Genomic DNA, 11982 nt, shown 5'->3' with positions numbered 1-11982 from the left:
GACATGGGGATGCTCCTTAAAAAAGGAGTATAAGATCATACTTTTAAGTCAAGGTAAAGTTCGTGATCTTGCCCTGGAAACAGCCCCACCACCGGTATACCCTGCTTTAGCTTTTTCCACCATCAATACATAAATTCCTAACCCTACGCTTACCTTAAACCATAGCCAGTAATCGTTGCTAAAAAGAGGAATTGCAGCAAAACCTATTATGGGCACTAATATTTTGCCCTCTTCGTTTTTGTGTAATAAATAAAAAGCCATAATCGCAATATAAAATAGAGCCGTTATATCAGGCATATAAATAACTTCCTTGTAAGAAAATAATAAAACCAATAAACGCAGCGATTATACCTATTACTGAGTCCCTATAAAATCTGATAATTGTGTTTACTTTTTAGCTGTGCAATATTAATTCACTATTAAACACAGGGATTGCCAAGCCTATTTACAGGTTTGGTATAAAAACTAAAAGGATGAATATGATTAAGCCATTTTACGCTAGCTGTTTGTTAGCCCTCTTACTATTAACACCCAGCCTTGTAAAAGCAAACTCCAAATTGACGAAGATATTTTAGAACGAAAGATTTTTCACGAAACCCAGTTAAACAAAAACATTAATCAGCGTTTAAAAAACAGTACAAATAAAGACGTTATATTATTTGTTCATGGCTTTAATAATACCTTTAACGAATCAGTATTTACCCTTGCCGGTATATGGCATTTTTTGAACCGACAAGGCGTACCTATTGTTTACTCTTGGCCTGCCGCCGCCACGGGATTAACCGGCTATTTTGAAGATAAAGAGTCTGGTCAATTCACTATTTTTCATTTAAAAGAAACTTTGCGACTACTTTTCAAAAATCCTGAAATAGAAAACATTCATATTATTGCGCATAGCCGTGGCACCGATGTAGTAACCACAACACTTAGAGAGCTTATAATTGAGAACAGAGCCAGTGGCGGAAATCCCCGAGAAGACCTGCGTATTGAAAACTTAATTTTAGCAGCTCCTGATCTCGATTTTGGTATTATTAAACAAAGGTTAATGGCAGAGCAATTTGGACCTGCATTTGGACAAATCACCATTTACACCTCTCAAGAAGATAGCGCATTGGGTATTTCACAGTGGCTAACAAACAGCTTGAGCTTTGGTCGGCTAAACACCAAAGATGTAAACATAAATGAGCAAGACATATTCACTTCTGTAGGTAACGTAAGCCTAATTAAAGTACCTAAATCTGGCAGCCTAATAGGCCATGACTACTTTCATAGTGATCCTGCAGTCAGCTCAGATCTGATTAATTTAATATTACATAAAGCATCACCAGGCTCTAAAAAACGACCTCTACAAAAGCTCGAAAACAACTTTTGGTCGCTCGATTCAAATTACTTAATTAAAAACGAATAGTAGTTAGCACACAAAAAATAAAGCTTACTGCTGACTCAATAACCACTCTTTTGGCGCTTGCCCTGTTTTTTTTCTAAATACACGGGCAAGTGCAGAGCCATTTTCGTACCCAACCTGATTAGCCACTAAATCCATATTTTGATTTTTTAAAATAAGCTTTTTAGCAACCGATAAACGCCAATCAGCCAAATAGTCAGCCGGTGTTTGCTCAATTACTCGCTTAAAGGTATCGGCAAATTTAGAGCGCGACATACCACATTCCTCAGCCATAGTTCTGAGCGACCAGCTTTGCTCTGGGGTTTGATGTATTTTAATTAATACCTTAGCCAACTGAGGATGGGCAAGCCCTGCCATCATCCCGCTTTTAATTGTGCCTTCTTCTAGTACTTTTCGCAGCACACTAATTAAAAATACATCGCATAAGCGATCTATAATTAAATGCTTACCGCTGGCGTCTTTAAATGCCTCATCAAAAATCCAAAAAGCACTTTGCGCTAATAATCCATCACCCGTTAATTCGTAATTTAAGCAATAAGGCAGCGCCTGCAATAAAGGGCTATGCCCTCCACTTTGATAGCTAATTTGTGCACACACTAAATCAGCCCCCTCCCCCTTATCCGAAAATAAACAGTGCCCTGTAGAGCGAGGAAAAAATATAACCGAAGGCTTAGACAAAACGACTTCAAAGCCATTATTACTGCGCACTTTTAACGTACCTGAGCGCAATAAATGTAAATGCCCAACACCTTTATCGTCACTAAAGTCGCTAGTACCACACATGTTCCCACTAAAAAACACATTGGCATTAAGTGAAAAATGCCTCAGCACACTCGAAAGTACGTCCATAAACGCCTCTTTGGATTATTGGTATGAAAATACAGACTAATAGACGCATATTAACCAAACAATAACGATAAAGTACAGTTGAGTTTTAAACAAACACACTAATTAAATTCCCCTTTGGAGATACACATGAAATTTTCGACACTCACTAAATCAGCTTTTTTTGCAGCATCGGTACTTGCAAGTTCACTAAGCTTTGCAGCAGACATAGACGCAAATGCCGACGTTAACGACATTGCAATTAGTGGTTACGATACCGTTGCTTACTTTACCCAAAACAAAGCGGTAACAGGCAGTTCTGAATATACTGCAACGCATAAAAATGCCATTTATAAGTTCAGCTCAGCTAAGCACCGCGACTTATTTAGAGCTAACCCAGAAAAATACGCCCCACAATTTGGTGGCTTTTGTGCATTTGGTGTATCAATGGAGAAAAAGTTTGACGTAGATCCAGAGGCTTTCAAAATTGTTGAAAACAAACTTTATTTAAATCTTGATAAATCGGTTCAAAAACAATGGCTAAAAGACGTACCAGGCTTTATTACTTCAGCCGATTCAAACTGGTTTGACATAAAAGACAAAACAGCCAAAGAGCTTTAATTAGTAAAATTTAACTTAAATATAATATTATGAGGTTGCTTTAGCTTACGCCAGCAACCTTAAGTTTAGTGCGTGTTAGAATTAGTAAAAGAGAGTTTTATGTTGAAATCGTTGTTAGTTATTATAAGTGTTACCTTTTTATCGTTCAGTGCACACGCAGATAAAGCCTCTGATAAAGTCGCGATAAAAGCTGCAGTAAACGACTACTTTCAGGGTCAAGGTGAGGCGAATAAAGAGCGTTTATTTCGCGCATTTGCAGCAGAGCACGCAACAATGGTTGGTGTAGTAAAAAACGACGACGGTAAAAACGTTATTAAGTCGTATAAAGATATGACCAGTGTGCTTAACCAATGGGCATCAAACAAAAATCCAGCGGGTGGAAACCTCGATGGTGAAATTATTAGTATGAACATAGTTGACGATCGTTTAGCTGTTGTTTTATTTCGTTCTACTAACCGTTTTTATGATGCACTAACATTATCTAAATTAGATAATGAATGGAAAATAATCGCTAAAGCTTACATTTTGCAATAACTGTTAAGCCAGTAATCGCTGTTATAAATTTTAGCCTATTTATTTAATCATTAACTTGGTTCAAATATTACTTTGATTTATTTAACAGCGATTTTAAATCAGCAAACGGAGAATGCGTTGCAGCCTCTACTTTTCGCTCTGTAGTCGACCCGCCATACATAATGTGTTCGTGGTATTTATTGTGCTCATTATCGTGGCAATAAATACACAATAACTCCCAATTACTGCCATCCTCAGGATTATTACTGTGGTTGTGATCAACATGATGCACCGTTAACTCACGTAAATTAGAGTACTCAAACTCACGAGCACAACGCCCGCATACCCAAGGGTACAATCTTAAGGCCTTTATTCGATAGCCTTCCTCTTGCTTCACATAAGCCTGAGGTACATCATTATTCTTACTCATAATATTCCTGCTTAATTCACTATTACGGTGCTCAATACTAAAAAACTTAATTACTGACAAGTCACCAAAAAAAGTATCTATATGTCGGCCTGTTTGTTCTCAAGCGCGTAGTACGACCATAAGTTTTTTATTGTCGGAAGTCCAAGAAATTTCACCGCTGTATGTCGCTACCTAGATCTTTTAAACCTAGATCTGGATTTGTATTATTGAAGGTATAAGAGTTGTGTTGGCCAGATAGCTCAAACTTAGTTGAACGTGTATTTTTCGAGAAAATTGTCCTAACTAATTGCCGCCTAAATTGCTAGCCGTGCCTTGCAGCCCTTCAAGCGTTTGATAGTTAAAAGTGATGTTAGAATTTTTAAATTTTCTATAAGAAAGCAGTATATCTTGTGTTTTTGTTTCAACATCATCTTCAAAAATATCGGCTGAATAACCAATTTCAATGTCGTTAATAGCAAAAAAACGCCCAGCCAAATCATCGTATAGTTATGCGTACTGACTTTAAATAAAGCTCTTTATCTAACTTTTTTAAGTGCTTTCAAAACCAGACTTACTTACATGCTTAATTAGCTCCGGAAAAAACGCTAGAAACACGGCTTCTAATTCATCGTAGTTACGCGCTATATCATCAGCCGCACCCGAAAAAGTGTTAGTAAAACGAATACGCTTGGCAATATTATCAAGTGCTAGCCCTATTCCATCAATGGTTTCGTATTCTTTAAACCAATCGTTTTTAGTCATACTTGTTACAACATGCTGCATACACGTTGGCATAACAGGTATGCGCTGATTTAAAAGCTGGTAGCTGGTGTACTTAAACTCACTTAAAGATTGCTTGCTAAAGTGTTGCCAATGCACAATTAAAAAGTGATCAAACACCACATCAATAGCCACACCAGCAAATCGCTTACGCTCGGGTGAAAAGTACTGCTTGGCGTGTTTAACTAAAGGATGGGAGTCGGTAAATTTATCGACTAAATAGTGGTTATCGAGCCCATTTTTAACCGTGTTTGGTAAGTGCTCTACATGCCTTTTACCACCAAAGTCGCCCAATAAGTTCCCAAAGTGAGAATCGGCTGTAGGCTGTGCTAAATAAAGGTGAGCTAAATAATTCAAAGTGTTCTCGGGCTTGGTATTAATACAGTTAAAATAATAACTTAATTGTAAGCGCTACTTAAAGTGAGATTTATGCCTAATCAAAAGCAAAATAGCATAAAAAAGGTGAAACTAAGTTTCACCTTTTTTATTAATTTTGAAACTAATTAATTAGCATTACGCTGTAGAAACATTACTTGCGCCTGCATTATTAAGTATTTCTTCAATAGCGTTTTTGTTGTCACTATCGTACTTAATACCAATTAATATAGAGCCTTTTTCAATGGCATCTTCGTAATACTTAATTTCATGCTCAGGGATAAACGCACCAACTGCGGCCCCTAAAGTACCACCTACTGCAGCGCCTGCGCCACCAGCGGCAAATGCAGCGACTAATGGACCGGCAACTAATAAGCCTGTACCACCTGTTGCTACAGTCCCTACGGCAGTAAATCCACCAATAATTGCAGCAAGAATACCACCTGAAGCTGCGCCTATAATGCCGCCCTCGGCAGCTTTAGTACCTTCGTCTACAGCAAAATCTTCCTTTGCGTATGAGTCGTTGGCTACAATACTAATATCAGCTTCGTTGATACCTAAAGCTTCTAATCTGTAAATTGCGAGTGTTGCTTGTGATGCACTTTCGAATAACCCAGTAATAACGGTACTCATAATAACTCCTTTATTTATTTAAGAAAATACACTTACTACTGAGCAAAACTCGAACCAAATAAATTATTATTTTAAATCAATGAGATAAATTAAAATCCAGTTCTAACATTCTTATTATTAAAGTAAAAATTACTAAATTTTGTAAAAAACTCCTACCCATATAATTACACTCATCAACAAGTAGTGCGCGTTTTTATATAAATAACATGAACTCTAGTTAAGTAGATCCCGGAGTTCACTTACAGCACATAAAGGTATTGATGCCCTGTGGCAAGCATGAATAGCGTAACCATAAATAAAAACGAGCTTCCCAGTCACCATGCCCTGGACATAAGCAACTGATGAATAATTTATTTCATGACGTTTACGTTCAAATCAATTAATTGCCTCCGGAATCAAACGTAATGATCGGGGCCAGAGAAAGCGAAGACTCCTTCCTTTTCACTGCAATCCTAGAGCGAAAAAACCTTAAGCAAGGTTTTAGTCATTGCCTAAATTAATTGCCCAACAAAGTTAACACTATTATGGGCTAGAATTGGAAATACCAAGCTCCCCGTTCGCTCTCTTAGCCACAGTAAAATAAAACCATAACCTCCGGTTAATAAAATAGAGGTAAACGAAAAGTACCACTCACCAGCGCTAAACATAACGCCGTGCACCAAGCCGAATAACAAAACTAAAAGTAATCCACCTATATTTATCGGCGCGCTCGCCAAACTGTATCGCTTAGATACTATTGCCAAGGAAATACAAAATAGTAAGACCCCTCTAAACATCGGTTCTTCGTCAAACCCTGGCATGGTTGCTTGATAAAGTAATGTTTCTAAATCATAGCGAGGCTCGCCACTCCAGAACCATGAAACAATGACTTGGAGAACTACAAACAAGCACAAAACAATAAAAGCAGGTTTTAAAGAACCTTCACTTTGTTTGAAAGTAAAACCAGCATCAGCAATACGAAAGCCATGTTTATATTTCGCTAAGGCTAGGATTGCACTCCCCCACAGGATAATTACAGCTATTTTTCCTGACCAATTCCAAGACATATCAGTAAAAAATATATCCAAAGGAATTACCTCGGCGCCTCTAAATAGAGCAAAAACGTAACACGTAAAAATGCCTAATGAGATTAAAGACCACGTTATATTTATATCGACTTTATTAAATGCTTTTAATGTTAAAGCTAAAATTAAGATAACACCGACATTTGCAAATACGGCTATGAATGCATCTTCCATGTATACCTCTTTAGTAAGGGCGCATTGCTTCTTACTTTTATTATTATTTAAGTAGTTTCTAATACTAATCCTAAATTGGATATTATTAAACAGCTACTTAGTTAGTAAAGTAGCCTTAGGCTTCATAAATTACAGAGGCGTATTTGGAGAGCTTTTGTAAACGCAGTAAACTTTGAATAAAATTTTATACCTTGAGCGAAACACTTAAGCACTGGCGGTAGAATCCGCTTATTGAGCTATCACCCAACGCATCGGCAAACTATGCGCCAACAACGAATAACATTCACATTTATCTATAGCTCTGTTTGTTACATTAGCTATGCGTTGGGTTTCGTTTAACTCAAATCAACCTACGGTTGTTGCTTGCCTACAAGCTTGCGTATAATGCCCCCATTCCGGCTGCACTTTTTAGCCGCTAACTTGGATTTTAATAATGAAAAAACTCTCTGCGGTGCAAATAAAACAGCAAGCACTTGTACTTAATACAGCTGAAAAATTAGAAGAACTAGGCCGCGCTGAGCTCCCAAGCATGCTGCAATGCTGGTTTGATGTTCAATATCACTTATTTCCAAGTTCACTACTTTTGTGTTTTCAGTTTGAAAACGAGCAAGCTTTAGCGGCCGCAGAGCCAAACTTATTAAAATGGCAAAAACGCTTAAGTGGCGAAATGCTTAAAAAAGGCGTTATTTTAAAAGATATGCGCAAGCATTTAATATTTACGCTCAAAGGGCCTGATGACTAAATTAGGCTTAGGTAATAGTGAGCAATCCCAACTAAAACCCATGATTAAAAAAGTGGATACTGCCACGCTCGTTTATAAATCGATATTTGGATCTGTAATACGAGCAAAAACCAGCTTAAGCTTATCTAGCGGCAATCGATTACTGAGCTTCTGATATTGCCCTGGGATCAACTGCTGATCTTTTTGTTCAGCAACCACAAATGAAAATACATAGTTGCCCTCTACCCCCATTCTTAAATCACTAATAACAACCTGTTCATTTTGCTGATAAACACCGTAAAGCCCTTTGGTAAATCGTTTTAATAACACGATCTGCTTTGCATCATTGAGCTTAGTTAACAACGCGTTTTCTGTAGGGTAAAATTGAATATCAACGTTTTTAACTTCATCAAACACAGATACATAAATCTCATAATGACCTTGCTTAGTAATAGCCACAGCGCGCCACAGCAAAGTATTAAGCGGAGTCGGCGTGCTTTCAAAATGTGAGAATGTGATATTTTTTTGATTCAGCGCCTGATAAATTTTACTATTAATGTGGTATTTAGCCGCAAAGCCCCAAATTAAATACAACGAACTAATGACTAACGCGCTCGTGTTTATAAGTTGTGCATGCGGTCGCATACGTGCAAAACACAGCGCTATACAAGACAACACAAGAGGCAAAGTATACGCAGGGTCAATAATAAATATACTCGAAATACTAAAAGGATATGTCGACAACGGCCATAACAACTGCGTACCGTAAACGGTAAAATTATCGAGTAATGAATGCGTACTTAAAATTAAAAAAATGCCAGCCGACCAACGCGTCATCGTTATACATTTAGCCCAATTCATTTTGAGTAAAAGCCACGCAAATAAGGGGCTCAATAACAGCTGTATAAACAAAGAATGACTAAAGCTACGATGATAAACAAAATTTTCAACATCGCCACCAAAATTAATTAGCACATCTAAATCTGGTAAAGTGCCAAACGCCGCCCCAATTAATAAAGATTTGCGACCTAATTTACTGCCCAATGTTGCATAAGCAACTGCACTGCCAAGCACCACTTGTGTGAGTGAATCCAATTAAATCCCCTTTTTTCAAATCAATTAAAGCACGCATTATAATGTACTGCTTCGCAGGCTCTGTCGATCTTAAAAAATAGGCACTTGTTGGGTTTGGTAAAATATACATTAGCGAGAAAGACGCAAAGTGAGACCCTCAAGCGACTCATTATCTATTGCATCGTGTTTGGATTAGTAATTAAAAAACACTAAATCACTGCGTTATAAAATGAAAAAGGCAAGATACAAAAAGCTCAAGGTGGCATTTTGGCGGTAAATTTGGAGTAGTAAGATTTACCTCGTTTAAATTTGTAAGCCCTGAATACGTATGTAATGGGTATCTATCGCACCACCTGAACAGTAACATAATTATAACGTATATTTAACGAGCGATGATTTTTATCTATGTCTTCATATATTTCTCATTTACAAGCCTTTAGAGGCATTGCGATTTTAAGTATTGTCGCAGCACATGCGTGGTCATTTGCTATTTTTTGGACTGGCGATTTAGATTCCCTCGGTTTAAAAACGCTTTTTTACTCAACTGAACTATTGTTTCACGGCAGCACACTATACTTCGCCATTATTTCGGGATTACTTTTCAGCAAAATTTTACAGAATAAAGGGTGGATTTCATTTTATAAGAGTAAAATACTAAATGTTGTTTTACCCTATGTTGCCGCAAGCACAATAGCGACAGCTGTGTACTGGCAATATTATCTTGCTGATGGTGCAGCAACCGATATATCGTTTATTATCACAGTCGCCACAAACCTAGTATCCGGAACCGCAGCTATTCAATTTTGGTACATCCCGATTTTATTAGTACTTTTCATATTGACACCATTGCTAGATTTTGTGAATAAACGCACACCAAAGCTGATGTTTTTTCTTGCATGCGTGCCCTTGGTTATATCCCGCAGCGCCTTTCCTGATTTTCTAAGCATGCAGAGTTTGGTGTATTTTTGTGGTGCATATTGTTTCGGAATGATAATAGGGAGTCATTACGAAAAGACAATGGCTAAGGTCAATCAATATAAAACGTGGTTAATCGCTTTTATTGCCTTGATCAGCGCAGCCATCCTTACCCAATATATTAATGAATATAAAGTAGATGGGTGGTATTCATCTCGACAAACTCTTTTCTACATTCAAAAAATATTAGCTTGTTTACTACTCTTAAAGTGGCTTCAAAATATTGAAACACGTCTACCCAAAACCATATGCAACATTGGTGAATATTCGTTTTCTATTTATTTTTACCATGTTTTCTTCGTTGGTTTTCTAATTATGGGCCTGCAAGACTATATTCAAAGTCATCGAGATGCTCTCATTATCGGCTTATTAGGTATTGCAAATATGATTGTTGGTGTCGGTGCAACGATGGCCTTCGCATGGCTAATAAAGAAACCAATAGGGCGACACTCACGAAAGCTAATCGGCACCTAACGTATTGGTACTATTAAATAAGGGTTGTGGTGAGTACTTGTCGTTCGGATAAAAATGTGGGGTTCCTCAAGGTTTGGTCCTTTTGGATTTCAAGTAAAAAATTTGTCATGCCAAACACCGCCTACTAAAAAAGTAACTTAACAGTAAAGTGGAGTGCTTATGTTACGGTGCCATTAATTGAGAGCATGGTGTTATCCAATAAACCTTCATAACTATTAAAAGCAAAAATATCATAATTTATAAGGCCACAAATGTGGCCTTATAATACAAAATTAAACGTAATTATTAATCTAATTCAGCATTTAAAAATACATATACGTAATTACTAAATTCAGGCTTAGTTAAATGCCCACCTTCAGTAATCGTATCTAAAAGCTTCGCATAACTGTTTGCATCAGTTGCATTACCTGCGTAACCAAACAGAAATAATGTGAGTTCTTCTAATATAACTTCATCAGTAGGTTCAGGAAACACAGTACCAAAAGATAAATCTGGAATTTGACCGCTTATGCCACCTCTTATTGTCCAATCAAATCGGCTTTCTGCTTCATCATCAACCAAAAAGCTGTAATCCCATACTGCTCTTGCAAATCGGCTATCAACATTACTAAAATCAAAGCTTGAATCATTGCTTTCAGTAAATTGAAGTAAACTGAATCCTAAGTCTTCGGTTATAGTAGGTAGCTCTGTCAACTCATAACTACCATCTGAATCTACACTACTTCGAGCATAACTATGCATGTCGATTCGGGCACCATCAACTGTTATTGGCTCAACCGATGAATCTGTTTGTACATAAAAGTTATGCTCAGTCACCGTTGGGAAAACAAATAGCGGTTCAGGGGAGTTAATGTATGTAAACTGTACAAACTCATAGGAATTTATATCTTCTATATACCCTCGAGTACTAACAGAAGTTGCATTAAAACTGCCTTGATTAGCCACCTCTACACCATCATGGCTAAAATCTGTATCCGTTATTTTTATCACAGACGCATTTTGCGGAACTTCAATAACAGCCACTTTAGCGTCATTTGAAAAGTAAGATTTTGCGGTAAGGTAAAGGTTTTCTGTCGTTGGGCAAATAAAAACAGAATCTGAAATTTCTGAGCCTTCGTATTGATACACCCTGTAATCATTAGGTATTGTATTTAGTTCAGATGTATCTATGCTCACTGCGCGACAACCACAGTTTTCGCTAAACTTATTAAAATGGTATTTACCTAAATTAGTTCTATTTTCAATATCAAGCTCTGTAAATATGTGCGTATAAGCACCATCGGCTTCATCAACAACATCACCCAGTACTGATACATGTTTTGTACCAGAAGGTAGTTCACCTGAAAAACTACCTTGGGCGTCGGTTTTAACAGAGCCGATAGCATCACCATCATCATTGTGAAATACCACATCAGTTTGATACGCAGAATCGGTTCCACACTGGCGAGTTAATGTTTGTAATGAAATGGTTTGAAGCTGAGCAGTGCTACCGCCATTTGATGAGCTTGCAGAGTTCCCCTCTGATGAAGAGCCGCCACATGCGCTGAGCGTTAAAGAAAGTGCAATAGCGAGTGGGGTAAGTATAAATTTATTCATTTTTATTAGTCCATTATGTTTATTCCATTTCATTATCTCAATTTAAATAGGTCAAAAACAGGTTAGCAAGTAACTAAATTGAAATAATTTGTAAACAAAAATAAAACATACACCTCACAAATAAAACCAACAAATAGTCATCCCTGCAAAGTTAAACATTTATTAAAACTAAAGTTACTCGCTAAAACCTAGAATACAGAAGAATGCTAAGTGTCAGGTCTTGTTTCTTGCCAAGACCAAAACAAGTATCACGTTTAACACCTTTCCCCGTCACCATGCCGTAAAAATAGGCAAGCATGGATATGTTTTCATGGACTTGGGGGCAAATCCTGAGGGAGCTTAT

Annotated in this window: 14 protein-coding genes; 5 read left to right on the top strand and 9 right to left on the bottom strand. The window is 37.3% G+C overall.

The genetic code is table 11. From position 1 onward, the window contains the following. Positions 1 to 48: 48 nt before the first annotated feature. On the bottom strand, positions 49 to 297 hold the full coding sequence (locus NRL14_RS16980) for a hypothetical protein (RefSeq protein WP_306725190.1): 249 nt from the start codon (positions 295 to 297) through the stop codon (positions 49 to 51). A gap of 205 nt (positions 298 to 502) precedes the next feature. On the opposite strand from NRL14_RS16980, the gene NRL14_RS16975 reads away from it, so the two are divergent. Further along, on the top strand, positions 503 to 1408 hold the full coding sequence (locus NRL14_RS16975; RefSeq protein WP_306725191.1) for an alpha/beta hydrolase: 906 nt from the start codon (positions 503 to 505) through the stop codon (positions 1406 to 1408). Between the two features lie 24 nt (positions 1409 to 1432). Here NRL14_RS16975 and NRL14_RS16970 read toward each other — a convergent pair whose 3' ends face one another. After that, on the bottom strand, positions 1433 to 2254 hold the full coding sequence (locus NRL14_RS16970) for an AraC family transcriptional regulator (RefSeq protein ID WP_306725189.1): 822 nt from the start codon (positions 2252 to 2254) through the stop codon (positions 1433 to 1435). A gap of 126 nt (positions 2255 to 2380) precedes the next feature. Between NRL14_RS16970 and NRL14_RS16965 the strand changes: the two genes are divergently transcribed. Both NRL14_RS16965 and NRL14_RS16960 read left to right on the top strand, forming a co-directional pair. After that, positions 2381 to 2851, top strand: coding sequence for a YHS domain-containing (seleno)protein (locus NRL14_RS16965; RefSeq protein WP_008165251.1), 471 nt, complete (start codon positions 2381 to 2383; stop codon positions 2849 to 2851). A 99-nt stretch (positions 2852 to 2950) separates the two neighbouring features. Further along, positions 2951 to 3385, top strand: coding sequence for a nuclear transport factor 2 family protein (locus NRL14_RS16960; RefSeq protein WP_033038104.1), 435 nt, complete (start codon positions 2951 to 2953; stop codon positions 3383 to 3385). 67 nt (positions 3386 to 3452) lie between these two features. On the opposite strand, the gene NRL14_RS16955 is transcribed toward NRL14_RS16960, so the two are convergent. The 5 genes from NRL14_RS16955 to NRL14_RS16935 all read right to left on the bottom strand — a co-directional run bounded on the left by NRL14_RS16955 (position 3453) and on the right by NRL14_RS16935 (position 6799). Then, positions 3453 to 3794, bottom strand: coding sequence for a YajD family HNH nuclease (locus NRL14_RS16955; protein WP_033028867.1), 342 nt, complete (start codon positions 3792 to 3794; stop codon positions 3453 to 3455). A gap of 282 nt (positions 3795 to 4076) precedes the next feature. Further along, a complete protein-coding gene (locus tag NRL14_RS16950) occupies positions 4077 to 4268 on the bottom strand; it encodes a hypothetical protein (protein ID WP_008134268.1) in 192 nt (63 codons plus the stop codon). Positions 4269 to 4322: 54 nt separating this feature from the next. After that, positions 4323 to 4910: an ACP phosphodiesterase gene (locus NRL14_RS16945; RefSeq protein WP_149614730.1), complete on the bottom strand. Its 588-nt coding sequence runs from the start codon at positions 4908 to 4910 to the stop codon at positions 4323 to 4325. Between the two features lie 156 nt (positions 4911 to 5066). Continuing rightward, complete coding sequence (locus tag NRL14_RS16940; RefSeq protein ID WP_007378461.1) at positions 5067 to 5561, bottom strand: hypothetical protein; 495 nt, start codon at positions 5559 to 5561, stop codon at positions 5067 to 5069. A gap of 491 nt (positions 5562 to 6052) precedes the next feature. Continuing rightward, on the bottom strand, positions 6053 to 6799 hold the full coding sequence (locus NRL14_RS16935; protein WP_008134264.1) for a type II CAAX prenyl endopeptidase Rce1 family protein: 747 nt from the start codon (positions 6797 to 6799) through the stop codon (positions 6053 to 6055). Positions 6800 to 7232: 433 nt separating this feature from the next. On the opposite strand from NRL14_RS16935, the gene NRL14_RS16930 reads away from it, so the two are divergent. After that, on the top strand, positions 7233 to 7541 hold the full coding sequence (locus NRL14_RS16930) for a hypothetical protein (RefSeq protein ID WP_008134263.1): 309 nt from the start codon (positions 7233 to 7235) through the stop codon (positions 7539 to 7541). Between the two features lie 72 nt (positions 7542 to 7613). Here NRL14_RS16930 and NRL14_RS16925 read toward each other — a convergent pair whose 3' ends face one another. Beyond that, complete coding sequence (locus NRL14_RS16925; protein WP_008134262.1) at positions 7614 to 8615, bottom strand: metal-dependent hydrolase; 1002 nt, start codon at positions 8613 to 8615, stop codon at positions 7614 to 7616. 384 nt (positions 8616 to 8999) lie between these two features. Between NRL14_RS16925 and NRL14_RS16920 the strand changes: the two genes are divergently transcribed. Continuing rightward, positions 9000 to 10043, top strand: coding sequence for an acyltransferase (locus NRL14_RS16920; RefSeq protein WP_306725188.1), 1044 nt, complete (start codon positions 9000 to 9002; stop codon positions 10041 to 10043). 285 nt (positions 10044 to 10328) lie between these two features. Here NRL14_RS16920 and NRL14_RS16915 read toward each other — a convergent pair whose 3' ends face one another. Continuing rightward, on the bottom strand, positions 10329 to 11639 hold the full coding sequence (locus tag NRL14_RS16915) for a hypothetical protein (RefSeq protein WP_306725187.1): 1311 nt from the start codon (positions 11637 to 11639) through the stop codon (positions 10329 to 10331). Positions 11640 to 11982 lie beyond the last annotated feature (343 nt).

The sequence above is a fragment of the Pseudoalteromonas sp. 20-92 genome, assembly GCF_030847595.1.
Taxonomy (GTDB): domain Bacteria; phylum Pseudomonadota; class Gammaproteobacteria; order Enterobacterales; family Alteromonadaceae; genus Pseudoalteromonas; species Pseudoalteromonas fuliginea.
The sequence above is the reverse complement of the archived record's forward strand: the minus strand, read 5'-3'. Positions and strand labels throughout refer to the sequence as shown.